General features: G+C 64.1%; 13 protein-coding genes. 8 read left to right on the top strand and 5 right to left on the bottom strand.

What is annotated here, in order from left to right; genetic code table 11:
* Positions 1–42 precede the first annotated feature (42 nt).
* On the top strand, positions 43–471 hold the full coding sequence (locus GLS40_RS10530) for a PACE efflux transporter (RefSeq protein ID WP_107978728.1): 429 nt from the start codon (positions 43–45) through the stop codon (positions 469–471).
* A 327-nt stretch (positions 472–798) separates the two neighbouring features.
* On the opposite strand, the gene GLS40_RS10525 is transcribed toward GLS40_RS10530, so the two are convergent.
* A complete protein-coding gene (locus GLS40_RS10525) occupies positions 799–1,545 on the bottom strand; it encodes a sulfite exporter TauE/SafE family protein (protein ID WP_107978730.1) in 747 nt (248 codons plus the stop codon).
* Positions 1,546–1,981: 436 nt separating this feature from the next.
* On the opposite strand from GLS40_RS10525, the gene GLS40_RS10520 reads away from it, so the two are divergent.
* The 7 genes from GLS40_RS10520 to GLS40_RS10490 all read left to right on the top strand — a co-directional run bounded on the left by GLS40_RS10520 (position 1,982) and on the right by GLS40_RS10490 (position 10,135).
* Positions 1,982–2,263 carry a hypothetical protein gene (locus GLS40_RS10520; protein ID WP_146178912.1) on the top strand — a complete coding sequence of 94 codons (282 nt, stop codon included), beginning with the start codon at positions 1,982–1,984 and terminating at the stop codon, positions 2,261–2,263.
* 281 nt (positions 2,264–2,544) lie between these two features.
* Positions 2,545–3,015: a hypothetical protein gene (locus tag GLS40_RS10515; protein ID WP_107978984.1), complete on the top strand. Its 471-nt coding sequence runs from the start codon at positions 2,545–2,547 to the stop codon at positions 3,013–3,015.
* A gap of 75 nt (positions 3,016–3,090) precedes the next feature.
* On the top strand, positions 3,091–5,388 hold the full coding sequence (locus tag GLS40_RS10510) for a hypothetical protein (protein WP_160382703.1): 2,298 nt from the start codon (positions 3,091–3,093) through the stop codon (positions 5,386–5,388).
* Between the two features lie 81 nt (positions 5,389–5,469).
* On the top strand, positions 5,470–6,264 hold the full coding sequence (locus GLS40_RS10505) for a hypothetical protein (RefSeq protein ID WP_076695371.1): 795 nt from the start codon (positions 5,470–5,472) through the stop codon (positions 6,262–6,264).
* Between the two features lie 79 nt (positions 6,265–6,343).
* Positions 6,344–6,841, top strand: a complete 498-nt coding sequence (locus GLS40_RS10500) for a hypothetical protein (protein WP_146178874.1) — start codon at positions 6,344–6,346, stop codon at positions 6,839–6,841.
* A 64-nt stretch (positions 6,842–6,905) separates the two neighbouring features.
* On the top strand, positions 6,906–8,741 hold the full coding sequence (locus tag GLS40_RS10495; protein WP_160382702.1) for a site-specific integrase: 1,836 nt from the start codon (positions 6,906–6,908) through the stop codon (positions 8,739–8,741).
* On the top strand, positions 8,738–10,135 hold the full coding sequence (locus GLS40_RS10490) for a hypothetical protein (RefSeq protein ID WP_107978278.1): 1,398 nt from the start codon (positions 8,738–8,740) through the stop codon (positions 10,133–10,135). The genes GLS40_RS10495 and GLS40_RS10490 overlap by 4 nt, the downstream gene beginning before the upstream one ends.
* 52 nt (positions 10,136–10,187) lie before the next feature.
* Here the strand turns inward: GLS40_RS10490 and GLS40_RS10485 are convergent, their stop codons facing one another.
* The 4 genes from GLS40_RS10485 to GLS40_RS10470 all read right to left on the bottom strand — a co-directional run bounded on the left by GLS40_RS10485 (position 10,188) and on the right by GLS40_RS10470 (position 14,691).
* On the bottom strand, positions 10,188–11,030 hold the full coding sequence (locus GLS40_RS10485; protein ID WP_107978279.1) for a DUF305 domain-containing protein: 843 nt from the start codon (positions 11,028–11,030) through the stop codon (positions 10,188–10,190).
* Between the two features lie 97 nt (positions 11,031–11,127).
* On the bottom strand, positions 11,128–11,748 hold the full coding sequence (locus GLS40_RS10480; RefSeq protein WP_076695381.1) for a class I SAM-dependent methyltransferase: 621 nt from the start codon (positions 11,746–11,748) through the stop codon (positions 11,128–11,130).
* A complete protein-coding gene (gene cueR / locus GLS40_RS10475; RefSeq protein ID WP_076695383.1) occupies positions 11,745–12,170 on the bottom strand; it encodes a Cu(I)-responsive transcriptional regulator in 426 nt (141 codons plus the stop codon). The genes GLS40_RS10480 and cueR overlap by 4 nt, the downstream gene beginning before the upstream one ends.
* A gap of 13 nt (positions 12,171–12,183) precedes the next feature.
* Complete coding sequence (locus GLS40_RS10470) at positions 12,184–14,691, bottom strand: heavy metal translocating P-type ATPase (RefSeq protein ID WP_160382701.1); 2,508 nt, start codon at positions 14,689–14,691, stop codon at positions 12,184–12,186.
* Between the last annotated feature and the right edge of the window lie 58 nt (positions 14,692–14,749).

Raw genomic sequence — 14,749 nt, 5'->3', positions numbered from 1 at the left:
TGGTCAACACGCGGGACGGCCCGAACAACAATCGGAGCCATCATGCGCAGCACCGCAGACCGAATTCGCCAAGCTCTCAGTTTCGAGTTCATCGGCATTGTTATCGTCACGCCGCTCTTCGCCTGGGTCTTCGATCACCCCATAGGCGACATGGGAGCACTGGTCGTGCTTGGTGCCACCGCCGCGACGATGTGGAACTACATCTTCAACCTGGTATTCGACCACGTTCTGAATTGGCGGCGACGCGATGTCCGCAAGACGATGCCGCTTCGGATTGTTCATGCCGTGCTCTTCGAGGCGACGCTTCTGGTCCTCCTGTTGCCACTCTTCGCCTGGTGGCTCGGTGTCCCACTGATCGCCTCACTGGTAATGGAGATCTCCTTTGCGGTTTTCTATATGGGCTACGCCTTTGTCTTCACTTGGGGTTACGATACCCTTTTCCCGCCTCAACGGACCGCACGGACAGCGTGACAAGGGACGATGAGGCCGGCAGAGGCGCCGCTCCCTGATTAGCTCACTTTCTTGCCGACGGGCATCCGGTCGACCCTAAGACGGCACGGGCCGTCGGCCGGTCCAGCGCGCAGAGCGGGCCCCACTCCTCGCGGCGAGCGCTGCGTCGTCGGAAGAGCGCGCGAAGGCGACAGCGGCAGTTGTCGGGGTCACGGATCATCGGTGCGGGATCCTACAGTTGGCCTCTTGGCGCCCATCGACTTCATGCCCTGGCGCGTCCCGATGACGGAGGTTTTTCTCTCCGACGGAGCGCACCTGGAACGTTAGTTCCACGCTGAGTCTCGACAGTCAGATTGCGAAGAATACCAGCGTCATCGATGCACCAACACCGACGATCAAAGCCCGCAGATACTCGGTGTGTTGAATCCGCCGCGCCTGTTGGGCGCCGATGTATCCTCCAATCGTTGTCGAGATCGCCAGGATCGTAGCGGACTCCCAGGCGATCAGGCCAGCGGTCACATACGTCGTGACAGATACCAGGGAAAGCACGGCTGAAAGCAGGTTCTTCAGACCATTCATCCCGTGCAGGTTCTGGAAGCCAATCAGGCTGAACACCGCCAGCAACATGATGCCAAGACCTCCATTGAAATAGCCGCCGTAGCCAGCAACGAGGAAGATCGCGAAAGCCGAGAGACTCGGTCCGATCGTCAGTCCCTTCGCGCGAACCAGAGCTACGAGACGCGGACCGATTGCAAAGAGCAGCGTGGCGGAGAGCAAGAGCCAAGGCACGATTCCGACAAAAGCATCGCCCGGCGTAAGCAATAGCAGCCCCGCCCCCGCCAGGCCGCCAAGCGCGGCGATCACGATGATGCTCCTTAGCCCGTGGCTTCCCTCTGCGGATATATCGTGCCTGTAGGCCCATGCACTGCCAATATAACCTGGCAAGGCAGTCAGCGTCGCCGTGGCGTTGGCCATGATCGGCGGCACTCCCAGCCAGACCAGGGCAGGAAAGCTAATGAGTGTCCCGCCACCGGCAATGGCGTTGACCATCCCGGCGAGCAGGCCCACCACGACCAATATGATGATGGAAAGCATTCGCGCATCCTCGACCTGAGTCCTCGCGTATCTGCCCCTTTGCCACATTGGTCTGCAAATTGGTCTTCCGCATGGCGTGCCGCTCCGAGGTGAGCGAAGATCGCCCCGCCACCGGCCATTGGTGAAGATCGTCGGAGTTTCAAAACCCTGCGTCCGATCGAACAGATAGCACCGAATGAAGGTGGTCACTGCCCCGGAAACTGTCGATCAGCAGAGCCTACTGCTGCGCGCCGCAACAGGCTTCACATCTCGACCCTCCCGAGACAGCAACCTTCTCAACTCCCGCGCAATAAGGGCGAGAGCCTTTGCTCGCACGTCTGCGAGCCAGCGCCGGACCGATCTCGCCAAGTCCTGCTCCAGCCATAGACCCTACTGCGCGCCGCAGAGCCTCGTCTGTTTCAGTCCCTGTCGAGGTGCACCCGACACGAAGAGTAGATTGGAACGTTCGCCGGAGAGAAAAGCATCCGATCGGTTTTTCTTCAAGCGGGCGTCTGGTGCCTCCAAAGGCCCCCAAAATCCGCCGCTCTGCGGCTCTTTCAGGGGGATTCAGGATTCTCTTGATTCAGAGGTTGTTTCGTTTCGAAAAATCAGCAGCTTAGAGCCTTCTCTGTCGCAATTTCCCCGCAAAATGACGCAGGAACCCCGCGAGATGACGATATTTCCCCGCGCCTTGACGCAAAAAACCCGCGAGCTGACGACATTTTCCCGCGCGAAATAGCTGGAGTCGATCTCCGTCCTCGCCACGCAATCCTGGACGGGATCGTCAGCCGGTGACCAGGCGTTGTGGGGCCTTTCAACTCTACTGTCATGGCCGGGTGATGATGGCTGCTTTTTTCTTCCCATGCTCAAACGTTGCAGAAAAGTTCTTCGTCTGACCAAGCTCTGGCCAATCTCATGGTCGCCGGCGGATGAAAGAACCACCACGAGACGGTCAGTAGCCCGGGCCGAGCCCTTGAAGCGGCAGATCGCCGCAATCTCTCACTCGAGGAAAGGGAAACCATGCATCACGATACTAATCGCGTGTCCGTCATCGCCACCGATCACACGGAGGATAGCAGCGTCGGCCGAGCCAGCGCGGCGGCGAGCTTCGCAATCGAAGAGGACATGTCAGGCCGCCTTCTGCGAGCACAGGCGCTTTCATGCCGCGCGGCACAATGGCTCGTCCTGATCCGGTTCCGGTCGCATGCCGCCGCCCCAGCATTCTCGGAAAGCGTGTCCCACTACCATGTGCTTCTCGGCGCAGCATCGGCGGACGCCGAGCGCCTGGCGAGCTGCCGGACGATGCTCATCTGCGTCCATCGTCAGCTGGCGGTCGAGGAGCTGGCAGCGCAAGCGGAATTCGCAGTGGAGCGGCCGGCCGATCCCTACGGTGCGGAGTGGAGGATCACAGGGCGTGGTGCCGTCCTGCACGTGATTGCCGACCTGCTCTCCGACGCGATCAGAGCATTCGAGAGGGGTCTGGCCAAATGACGGGTTTTCCCTTGGCGGCCAGCTTGGTCGCCAAGGGCGATTTTTCGATTTCCCGAATGATCCCATCTGCTCCACATGACCCATTCGCAACCTTCCCTGTGCCTGGCCGATCTGCGGATGCGGATCGAAAGCGGCGCCGTGCAATCACCGGGCAGAATCTCTATCCTGGCGTTCCTCGACCTTGCCTGCTGCGCGATAGGAACAGAGACGTTCCACGACCCTGGGGTGCTCGCTTCGGAAGCATCATTCGCGGCCACGTTTCCCCAGGTTCCAGACGACAATCTTGCCGCTGCATTCGGGGACGCTGGCCTTTACGGCCGGTGCCGGGAGAGCCTCCTGCGGCACGCACGGCTGGCAGGGGCATGGCCCGACACTGATCCCTACACGCTGCTTAACCAGCTTGCGCGGGAACGCCGTCTGCCTGGCGTGAACCGGAAACTGATGGAAGAGATGTTCCCTGGAACGATCTTGCGGGATGTGACGCGTAAGTTGGCCATCGCAGCCGACCGCGATCTCCGTGATAAGCAGAGGAATGCGTTCCGGAATTCCGCTACGACAATTGACAAGCTCAGAGACGATCCGCGCGTTGTCGTGGCCGGGATCCTTCGCCCTGAGAAAATCGGCCCCTTCCCGGCTTATCGCGATGGCGACAAACACCGCATCGAATTGCCGGCCGCGCTCGCGGCAGTTCGAGGACGACTTCCCGTCGGCCACGCCCTTCACGCTCGGCGCGCATTCGAACTTGCCGTGGATTTTGGTTTACTTTCAGAAGACGGGCCGAAGCCAGGCTGGTCGCTGAGCCTCGAGGATGCGACGAGATATCATGCAGCGGTAGGGCAGCAGATCTCCGCGAACACCGCGGCTCTCTATCTCCGGACGCTGCTCTCGTTACTTCGATGCACCGAGCCTGCGGCTGTGTCCGAAGATGTTACTGCGGACCGGGTGCGTCGACCTGAACGCCATGACAGGCTCGCCGAACCTCGGAAACGAAAGACAAACAGAAAACCGGTCATGTTACCGACCGCGATCGAGGCAGAGGTTGCGGCCTTTGCGAAAGACCGCTCGACCAGCCGACGGCACGTGAAGGACTTACGCCGGCTGCTGCGAGACCTTCTGGACGCAGGCTTCGACATCGACAGTCCCACCTTTTTGCAGGACGCCGTGGTCTTTTTCGAGACCAGGGTCGAGGAACGTGCGGACCTCACTCGGCGCGACTACCGGACCGCCCTCCGCACGTTTCTGGCGCACACGCACAGGCTTTCTTCTTGGGAGGGTATGATCTCCCGCGCCAAGGGCACGATCGCGAGCGGCACCGACATGCAGGGCCTGCTGTTGGTCAGGAAATATGCCGAATGCTCCGAGCCGCCGATACCTCCCGAAAAGATCGACATGGATGTCGCGCGGGAATTCCTTTTGAAGGCTCAAGGACTGCGAGATGTTCCGAAGTGCCTGACGGGACTGGCAGCCCTCGACGTCTTGCGTTCTGTATTTCCCGAGCTCTTGCCGGGGCCCGCGATCGGCGACCAGCGCGACTGGCTTCGCCATCACCGCGGTGACATGCCCACAGCCTTGGAGAACTCCTTGCGGTCTATCGCCGAAGCGGCGGGATACGGCGCCTTTGGGGTGAAGGAGCTGATCACTGCGGCGCGGCGCCTGTTTGAGCTGACGTCCGACAAAAAGGTCTTCCAAGCTCAGATCGACGTCATTCCATGGCGAGACCTGATCGCGGCGGCGGCCGCGAGCCATCCACGGGAAATGCTCCATTACCGCGCGCCACTGCAGCGTCTGGCTGATCGCGTCGGCCGCGCGTGGACACCCGGTTGGCAAAAGCTCCAGTCCAGGATCGTGGAGGCTGGTCTTCCGCGAGCCGGAAATCCTGTCGACACGTTGATGGACGTGGCGGCCCACGAAGCGCGTGAACCCTGGCAGCTCGATCGCGAATGGGCATGGATCCATGAGAGATCCCTGCGTCCAGACCTGCGCAGAAAGTGGGTCCGCGCCATAGAAAACTTCGATGCCTTGTGGTCCGTTCCAGAAATCGCCGGGGACAGTCTTCTGCCGGCCGAGAAACTCGGGCCGATGCCCCGGATCGGCACCCGGCTGAAGAATGCGCATTTCCCCCTTCCGCGCAGGTTCGAGACCGCGCTCGAGGGCGAGACCGTGCAGGTTCTCGAGGCCGCGCATTTCGTCTGGCGCTGCTTGCGAAAGTTCGGGGTCCATTCGTGCGGGGACGATCCTTTGACCGGCGAGTTGGTGTCGGAGGAGAACCTCGAGCGGATCATGCGCGAGCAACCCTTTATGACGCCCGCGTCGGCCCGCCTCCACGTCGCGCGGATCCGCGATTGGCGCGAAAGCCGCCCAGGCCTGGTTTAGATCAGCGTCAACCACGTCGGCGAAGAAATTCTTTCCGTCACTCTGTGCCTGGAACCATCTCCTGCAAAACAGGAGATGCCCATGCCGCCCTTCGCAAGACTTCACGCCGCGACACTCATCGATTTGAGTGTCTGGTCGAAGCTGTCGCGCAACGAAGTTCGCCGTTTTCTTGCCCGGTTCGAAATTGAACCGCTTGGTCGCAAGTACCCGATGCCGAGAGTTTATGAGCACCTGCTCGGCCTATCGCCATCGGGCCCCCTCGAAAACGACATGCTCGGCAGCGGCCTGGTACGTGTCGCGGACGTCGCGGAGTGGTTCGGTGTCTCCGGGGAGAATCTCCTTAACCAGCTGCGCGCGCCCGACAACCCCTACCCGCCACTCTACGCGTTTGGACCGAAGCGGAACCGCATGCTGAAGGCTCAGGTCGAGCAGCTGCTGGCGAGCCCCAGAAACACCTTTCATGACTTGGCGCCGATCCCCGGGCATGCCCTGCCCGCGACGCGCCTGGCGCGGCATCTCAAGGTCCCGCAAGCCCGGATCGACGCGATCCTCGCGGACGAGGGCGACCTGCCGGCCCGGATCATCAGCCATGGGCGCATCCGCTACATCGTTTCGGACGTGGTGCACAGGCTCGCATCCTCAGAAGAGAAACCCGCTTCGGAGGACGCTCTCCGGGCCGAAGAGACAAATATCGCCACCCCGAAGGCCGCGCCCTCCTCCACGGGCGGCACGTCTCGCGGCCTGTTCGCAGACACCACGGCACGTGCGGCCGCCCAGTCTGAAACGCAGCTCTCCTGCACAGGATCCGGCGCAAATGCACGCCGAGGCGATGGCCTGCACGGGGCGCCGGAAGAGGCGAAACTGTCGGGAACATAAGGCGTCGCTTAGTTCCCGGATATTCCGACTCGAGTGCACATTTTCGCTTCGTCTGCACGCCAAGCGACCAATCTCCTCAATGAACCAGATGAAAGGAAATTCCATGGGTCCCAAAACGAAATACCAAAGCCGCATCGTTGCGAACCCGCTCGCCCAGGCGCCATTCACGCTTCGGGAGGTGCTCGAGCACGAACCCGATCGGCGCCTACAGTCCGCCCTGCGCCGGCTCGAGACCCTCCTCGACAGGCCCCCCGAGAAGATTCCCGCGGACATCGACTGGTTCGATGCGCACTTTCCGAGCGGCGGCTTCGACAATGCCAAGGCGCCCTGGACCAGTGCCCAAGCCTACCAAGCTTGGCGCCACGCCGTCCGCCGCGCCATCCGGCGGTACGTCTTCGCGCTCGGCACGTCCGTCATGCGGATCCGTCACGTCCAGGCGAGCCTCCTCTCCCGGACGAATGCGCCCCCCCACTCCCCGATCCCGGCAGCCCAGCTTCTCGGGCACACTGGTGTCAAGCGCACCAGGGCCCATTACGCAAATTTCCGTGAGGCCGCATCGGACCCTAAGTCCGATTGACTCCGAAATCGCGCGGCCGTCCGGAACGTCGACCGCCTCCCTACAACCCGACAAGGAATACCGAATGGGTTTTTTCGCCAATGCCTCTCAGGCGGCCATGTCCGACGTCGTGCCAGCCTCGAAAACCATGCAGACAGTATGCGACGAGACCGTCAACGAAACCGAACGCACCCGCATTGCTCGGTTGGCCGAGTATTTCAACGCACCGCTCTCTACTCTCGATGGGGGCGAGGTCGACCTCCTCGCGTGGTTTGACACAAATTTCCCGGCACTCAAGCAGATCGGCGCCGGTCCGCTGCCCGGCTCAGGTCGGAGTTTCTGGCAGTCCAAGACCAGCTATGCAAAGTGGCGCGAGGTCGTCCGCCGCAGGATCCGGACCACCCTTGGTCTTGTCGCCGCGAAGAAAGCATTGCGGGAGCGCATCGACGGCTGGACCCCGTTCCTGGCCGTCCTGGCGGACCTATCAAAAGACCACGGTCCGGTGCATTCGGGGACACTCGGCGCGATCCGAACCTTCTCGGACCGCGCAAGAGCGGCCGGTATCGATCCGATGGACCTGACCCCCGACCTCGTTCCGCCCTTCCTGGATCAAATGCCCGTCCACGAGCGAGACGCGTCGGCGACAGCCCTCAGGGCACTTGCCCGCCATCGCGTCTTCCCGCAGATCGCAGCACATCTGCCACCAGACTTCGACCCAACCTATCTCGTTCCGACGGCCCGCATCCCCCTGCCCGACTCCGTGCGCAAGATGATCGCCGACATGGTCGAGACGGCACGCTACGACCAAAGCACCTACGATGATGTCTCCGAGAGTTGCACAGAGAGTTACAAGGCGCAAACGGCCGAGACCTACCGCGCAGCTTTGGTCGCGCTGGCCCGGGCCGCACAGGAAACCGGCGCTGCGGACGTGGCGTCGTTGAACTGTCTCGACTCGCTGTTCGAGACACCGGTTCGCATCGCCGCCATCCGTCACTGGATCGAACAGTCTCAAACGGATGCCGGGTTCAGTCTTCGGACCGCCGCGGATTACGTCCGCATCGTCGCCCAGATCGGCAAGGCCAACGGTCTCAAGACCAAGAAGTGGCTGAAGAATTTGAAGAAGAACCCGCACCTTCAGGAAGGCCACGCGGCGGGTGAAAAGATGTCCGCCAAGAACCGGACCTTCTGCGAGAACCTCATTCACAATCCCGCAGACGTTCGAACGTTTCTCAGGCAACACGTGCTTTACCAGGAGCGTGCGAAGGACGTTCTCGCGACAGACAAGGCTCTCACCACATCGCAGCTGCGTGCCGCGCGGCGTCTATCGACCTGCGCCGCCTTCTCCGCGCTGGCAATCCGTGGCGCCGGCCTACGGAAAGGCAGTGCGCTGGCTGCAGAGTGTAGCGGCACCGGGCAGAATCTGTTCCGCAAGACGACAGGTGAAAGGAAGTTCTTCGAGCTACGGGTCGCGCAGAAAGACATGAAAGGCGAGTATGTTGAGCTGCCCCCTATCCACATCCGGGATGACAAGTATTGCGGCTACGATGTGCTCGACTGGTACCTGACGACTGGGCGGCCGCTTTTCGACTTCGCCAACCCGGACTACTGCGAAGAGAAGAAGTGCGCCCTGGCCACACACCTGTTCGTCTCCGAGCGATCGGCAAACCCTCTCGGAGGGAAGATGCTCTACAAGTGGCTGACCCGCAGTAGCGCAGAGATCGGCTTGCCGATGTTCCCGCACAATTTCCGGCATGGCTTCGCAACGCTGCTGCTCGCGCGGTCCTGGAGCAACCGAGGGCGGGCAGCCGCGTATCTCGGCTGCTCGGTCGGCGTGCTCGACACCTATTACGGGTGGATCGACAAGCGGCAGAAGCTCGAGGAAGTGCAGGATCTCCTGGCGGAGGCTTTGGCCGGAAAATGACCCGTCATGTCATCCTCGCAAAACCGCACTGGCAACCCAACGCGGCTTCCCCCATCCTGCTGGGCATGCCGCTCGCGGAGTTGCAGGCACTCGACAGCCTGGTCGAGTTCATGATCGAACATGGCTGCGCGGAACTCACGCCGTCCGACTGCCGGGTCTGGGCTCGCCTCAATGACGGCGCCGCCGCCATCGGCAATGCTGTCGCGGCAATGATCAAGACCGACGGTCCCGAGGCCCCGCCGCTCGCGTCTCTGCGTGCTGCAGAACAGTCTCTGACCGCCTGCGCGCGCTTTGCCGGCATCTCGCGTGAGCCGCGCCGCGACTACAAGCGCAATATCTCGCTTTATCTCGAAGAGCTTCCCATGGAGTGGCAACAACACCTTGCGGGCATCCGGGACCGGAGGGAAGGTGGCGAGATCAAGCTGGCACCGGATCTCTACGACCGCATGACCCGGAAACTGTGTCAATACGGCTGGTATCTCCGGGAAAGCCAGCTGGCGCTGGACTTCGAAATAACCTCCCTCCGGAAATACTATACTTTTGAGACGACCAGAATTTCCGCCCGGGGCGCGCCACTGAGCACCTCAACCATCATCGCGACATTCGCCGATCTCAGGGATTTCCTCCGCTTCTCGAAGGCCTACCCGAAGCCCCTGGTCAAGCAAATCGACAAGCTTCTCCAGAAGCTGCGGGACCGGGCCAGCGTCGAGACGGCGCAGAAATTTGCCGCCCTTGCCGCGATCGACATCACGACCATTCATCCGCGCGCCGAATCCATCCTCGCAGACGTGGCCAAGCAAACCAACCCGGCAACGCGGGTCATCAAGCGCAATCGGGCCATGGCGATCGCGGTGCCCCCGCTAACTCCCCTTCGACGAGAATGGCATGATCTCAGGTTCGGCCGCGACCTCGTCTGGACCGAGGGCCGTTACCGCCTGCGGGACTACAAGTTGCGCAAGACACGGCATCGTCCCGGTCGGGAGGACTACCCCGGTTCGGTTCATCCGAATGTGCAGCATTTCGTCGATGCCCGCCTGCTTCAGGATGATGACCCGAAATATCTCGACGCCCTGCGCGACGCGGCCAAGGAAGAAGAATGGCCTCTTTTTGTCCATCCTGACAGCACGCGCGTTGCCGAGAACTACGTGTCGCAGGTCTGGTCAACCGAGTTTGGGACCGGTGCTCATATCTGTCGATCCATCGTCTACGATGTCGTGTTCGCGATCAGCGAGGATGCGACGCTGGCCGGCATGTTGATGAATGACCACACCTCGCAGCAGGCCCGAAAGAAATATACTGGTGACAGGGCAAAACTGGCCGCGCTCGCGGCAGCCGGGAAAGAGATCGACGACATCTTCGACGAGTACAATGGATCACGTGGAGCCTCCGCGTGATACCGCAGCGCAGATTTTAGACGAGGCAGTCTGGGTGCCGTCGCGCTCGACGTCAGCCGCACGACCAGAAACCCCGGTAGCCTGCAGTCAGCCCCGCATCGAGGGCGAAGGTCAGTTCCGCATCACCCCGCCAGTCCGCCTCATCTCCGAGCGGTCGAACGCTGACCTCCATGCCATCCGAGGTGAAGCTGGGCTCGCCACCGGAAGATTGCAGACCGACAAGAACACCGTTGAGCTTGGTCACGGCTTCACCGTCCGGTCCGGTCCAAAGGATCGGGTCGGCCTCGGGACTGCGGTTGAAGCGGCATGCGCCCGGCGCGTCGACGACCCGGTTCGCCTCCTCCTCGGGGAGCGGCGAAAGGTCGAGCTTGGAAATCAGGGTGTTGTTCAGGGCGTCCTCTACGCTGCCCGGTTCGGCGGCGGGGTCTTCGTAGATGTCGTTGACCACGTTGCCGCCGGAGACATCCGCGATCAGATGGCTCATCTGCGCGATCTCCTTGCGCTGCGCGGCGATGATCTCGTCGGCGAGCTTGCGCACGCGCGCGTCCTCGATCCCGGCCCGCTCCGACGTCATGACCGCGATGGAATGGTGCGGGATCATCGCGCGCATGTAGCTGGGCCCGCTGACGGTGACCTGGCTGCGAACCAGCCAGAGAGATCCGGCGAAGACGACCGCCGCGCCAAGAAAAATGGCGATGTTCAGCGCTTTGCTCGAATACATGGCCACCATGAAGGACAGCATCACGATGGCCATCGTTGCCCCCATCAGGATGGCCATGTAGGCGCGCGTCTCGGAGAAGAAGAGATGCTCCCACGCGTAGGTGTTCAGATACATCAGGATGAACATGATGATCGTCGAAGTCGCGATCATCAGACCGAACCGAATATAGGACATGTCGCCTCCTCAATTGCCGTAAATTGAGTGTGAAACAACACTCCCGCGCTGGAGGGTTCCCCTTGGCCAACCTCGGGCCGGGTCTGGGGCCGACGGCTCAAACCCGTCGGAGCACAGCGAACTCGAAGCTCTGGGTTCCCCCTCCCGGCGTCTCGTGCCTGTGCCTTCGCGTGTCCAGGAGCGAGAACTCAGGTGCGAAGAAGTCCAACAGATCGTCCGCGGACCAGCGCCTCACCGGCAGGCCGCTGCACCGCTCGGGGCCGTCTGGCGCGAAGGTGCCGATGATCGCCACGGACCCGGGCACGGTGGCCGCCAGCATCGCCCGGCGATAGGCCGCCTGGCCGGACTCCGACACGAGGAAGTGCATCACCGCCCGATCATGCCAGACATCCCAGTGACGGGCCGGCTTCCAAGTGGTGACATCGGCCACGATGAAACCGACCCGATCCGCCAAGGAGGCGAGGCGCTTTCTCGTCCGCGCGAGCGCCGCTTCGGAGATATCCAGGATCGACAGGTCGCGATAACCCGAGGCCAGGAGCGCTTCCGCAAGGCGCGAAGCCCCGCCGCCGATGTCGATAACCGATGCCGCCTTGCCGCCGCCGTGGCGCTCTATCAGCTCAAGGCTTGGCTGCGGCTCCGACTGGAACCAGGAGACGGCCCCTTCGTCGCGCGACTCGTAGACCTCATCCCAGTGCGCTCTGTCCCCGGTTCCCGTCATCGGACTCCCTCTGATGCGCCGACCGCCTCTTCCGGAACATCCTGCGCCAGGTCCTCCAGGATCGGGCAGTCGGGGCGGTCGTCCCCGGCGCAGCAGCTCACCAGTTCGGCCAGCGTCGCGCGCATCGACTGAAGCTGCGCGATCTTGTCGTCGATCTGGTGCAGGTGCTCTTCGGCGACGCGCTTGACCTGCCCGCTCTCGCGGCTCTCGTCCTCGTAGAGGGCGATCAGGGTGCGGCAGTCCTCGATGGTGAAGCCCAGCGCGCGGGCGCGGCCGAGGAAGGCCAGCTTGTGCAGGTCCTGTTCGCGGAACCGGCGATAGCCGTTCTCGCCGCGCTGCGGGCGGATCAGGCCGATCTCCTCGTAGTAGCGGATCGTCTTGGCGGGCAGGCCCGAGCGTTGGGCGACGTCTCCGATGTTCATGGCAGTCCTCCTTTCACTCTGCGGGCGCGTGCGCCGCGTGGGCGGCCGGGCGCGCGGCGGCGCCCTCGTCCATGGCGGGCGCGATGCGGCGCAGGCGCAGCGCGTTGGTCAGCACGAAGACCGACGAGAGCGCCATGGCCCCGGCGGCCAGCATTGGCGAGAGCAGCAGGCCGAAGGCCGGGTAGAGCACGCCCGCCGCGACCGGGATCAGCGCGGTGTTGTAGCCGAAGGCCCAGAACAGGTTCTCGCGGATGTTGCGCATGGTGCGGGTCGAGACCTCGAAGGCGTTGACCACACCGCGCAGGTCGCCGGACATGAGCACCACGTCGGCGGACTCGATGGCGACGTCCGTGCCGGTGCCGATGGCGATGCCGACGTCGGCATGGGCCAGCGCGGGCGCGTCATTGATGCCGTCGCCGACGAAGGCGACCTGGCGGTGCCCCTCGCGCAGCTCGTCCAGCGCGGCGACCTTGCCGTCGGGCAGGACGCCCGCGATGACATGGTCGATGCCGGTCTCGCGCGCGATGGCCTCTGCCGTCTCGCGCTTGTCGCCGGTGATCATCGCGACGGTCAGGCCCTTGTCGTGCAGCGCGGCGATGGCCTCGCGGCTGGCAGGCTTCACGGGGTCGGCCACGCCGATGACCGCGGAGATGCGGCCGTCGATGGCGGCAAAGAGAGCGGTGCGGCCGCGGCTGGCAAGCTCGGTCTCGCGCGCCGCGAGCGCGCCGGTCTCGATGCCCTCGCGGGCCATCAGGCGGTCGGCGCCGACCAGGACCTCGGCGCCGTCCACCGTGGCGCGGACGCCGTGGCCGGTGACGGAGGTGAAATCCGTGGCCTCGGCGCGCGGGGCGCCCTCTGCCCGGGCGGCGCGGACGACGGCCTCGGCGATGGGGTGCTCGGAGCGCGACTCGACCGCCGCGATCTTGGACAGGACGTCGGCGCGCTCGCCCCCCTCGGCCAGCACGAGGTCGGTCATCTCGGGCCGCCCCTCGGTCACGGTGCCGGTCTTGTCGAGCGCCACGACGCCCACGGAGGCGAGCTGCTGCAGCGCGTCGCCCTTGCGGAAGAGGACGCCCATCTCGGCGGCGCGGCCGGTGCCGACCATGATCGAGGTCGGCGTCGCGAGGCCCATGGCGCAGGGGCATGCGATGATGAGGACCGAGACCCCGGCCACCAGCGCCAGCGTCACCGCGGGCGACGGGCCGAAGACCAGCCAGACCAGCACGGTCAGCAGCGCCGCCGACATGACGGCGGGCACGAACCACAGGGTGATGCGGTCGACCAGCCCCTGGATTGGCAGCTTGGCGCCCTGCGCCTCCTCGACCATGCGGATGATCTGCGACAGCGTAGTGTCGGCGCCGACGCGGGTGGCGCGGAAGGTCAGGCTGCCCGCGCCGTTCACGGTGCCGCCGGTGATGGCGTCGCCAGGGCCCTTCTCGGCCGGGACCGGCTCGCCGGTGAGCATGCTTTCGTCGACGTGGCTGGAGCCCTCGGTGACCTCGCCGTCCACGGCAATACGCTCGCCCGGCCGCACGAGGACCATGTCGCCGGCGGAAAGATCGTCGACCGAGACCTCGACGCTTTCGCCGTCGCGCATGACGCGGGCGGTGCGGACCTGCAGGCCCAGCAGCTTGCGGATCGCCGCGCCGGTGCGGCCCTTGGCGCGCGCCTCGAGGAAGCGGCCGAGCAGGATCAGCACGACGATGACGGCGGCCGCCTCGAAATAGACGGCGCGCACCGCCTCGGGGAGCAGCGCCGGAAGGAATGTCGCCACGACCGAGTAGAAGTAGGCCGCCCCGGTGCCCACGGCGACGAGGCTGTTCATGTCGGGCGCGCCCTTGAGCAGCGCGGGGATGCCCTTGCGGTAGAACATGCGCCCGGGGCCGGCGAGCACCAGCGTGGTCAGCACGAACTGCAGCACCCAGCTGGTCTGCTGGCCGATGGTGGCGTCGATCCAGTGGTGCACGGCGGGAAAGACGTGGCCGCCCATCTCGACCAGGAAGACCGGGAGCGCGAGCGCGGCGGCCAGCGCCGTCTGGCGCAGCAGGCCGCGCGCCTCCTCTTCCTTGCGGGCACCACGATCCTCGCCGCCGGAGGCCTCGGCCACCGTGGCGGGGTAGCCCATCTCGGCGCTGGCGGCGGTCAGGTCAGAGGGCGTGACCGCGCCCTCGGCGTAGGTGACCTTCGCGGTTTCCGAGGCGAGGTTCACGTTCACCTCGAGCACGCCCGGCACGGCCTCGAGCGCCTTGTCGACGCGACCCACGCAGGATGCGCAGGACATCGACTCGATGTTCAGCGTCACCGTCGCCCGGCGCGCCGGGTAGCCCAAGTCGTCGAGCGCCTCGACCGCCGCGCCGACACGCGCGGGATCGTCGACGGTCATGCGGGCGGTTTCCGAGGCGAGGTTGACCGAGACGTCATGGACCCCCTCCAGCGCCGCCAGACCGCGATCCACGCGCCCCACGCAGGAGGCGCAGGACATGCCCTCGACGGAGAGAGTGACGGGCTTTGGTTCGGGCATGACGGCCTCCTTGATTCCTCTTGGCTGCCCCTCATGTGGGGCCTCCAGTCACTGGAAG

Origin of the sequence: Pseudooceanicola pacificus, assembly GCF_009789075.1 — a bacterium.
GTDB classification, from domain to species: Bacteria; Pseudomonadota; Alphaproteobacteria; order Rhodobacterales; family Rhodobacteraceae; genus Pseudooceanicola; species Pseudooceanicola pacificus.
This window is presented reverse-complemented; position numbering and strand designations above follow the sequence as displayed.

Bases quoted from the DNA above. Each gene is read 5' to 3' on its own strand.
- GLS40_RS10480 (WP_076695381.1), bottom strand. From the start codon at position 11,748: ATGACGGGAACCGGGGACAGAGCGCACTGGGATGAGGTCTACGAGTCG.
- GLS40_RS10490 (WP_107978278.1), top strand. From the start codon at position 8,738: ATGACCCGTCATGTCATCCTCGCAAAACCGCACTGGCAACCCAACGCG.
- GLS40_RS10515 (WP_107978984.1), top strand. From the start codon at position 2,545: ATGCATCACGATACTAATCGCGTGTCCGTCATCGCCACCGATCACACG.
- GLS40_RS10505 (WP_076695371.1), top strand. From the start codon at position 5,470: ATGCCGCCCTTCGCAAGACTTCACGCCGCGACACTCATCGATTTGAGT.
- GLS40_RS10495 (WP_160382702.1), top strand. From the start codon at position 6,906: ATGGGTTTTTTCGCCAATGCCTCTCAGGCGGCCATGTCCGACGTCGTG.
- cueR (WP_076695383.1), bottom strand. From the start codon at position 12,170: ATGAACATCGGAGACGTCGCCCAACGCTCGGGCCTGCCCGCCAAGACG.
- GLS40_RS10485 (WP_107978279.1), bottom strand. From the start codon at position 11,030: ATGTCCTATATTCGGTTCGGTCTGATGATCGCGACTTCGACGATCATC.
- GLS40_RS10530 (WP_107978728.1), top strand. From the start codon at position 43: ATGCGCAGCACCGCAGACCGAATTCGCCAAGCTCTCAGTTTCGAGTTC.
- GLS40_RS10470 (WP_160382701.1), bottom strand. From the start codon at position 14,691: ATGCCCGAACCAAAGCCCGTCACTCTCTCCGTCGAGGGCATGTCCTGC.
- GLS40_RS10525 (WP_107978730.1), bottom strand. From the start codon at position 1,545: ATGCTTTCCATCATCATATTGGTCGTGGTGGGCCTGCTCGCCGGGATG.
- GLS40_RS10500 (WP_146178874.1), top strand. From the start codon at position 6,344: ATGAACCAGATGAAAGGAAATTCCATGGGTCCCAAAACGAAATACCAA.
- GLS40_RS10510 (WP_160382703.1), top strand. From the start codon at position 3,091: ATGACCCATTCGCAACCTTCCCTGTGCCTGGCCGATCTGCGGATGCGG.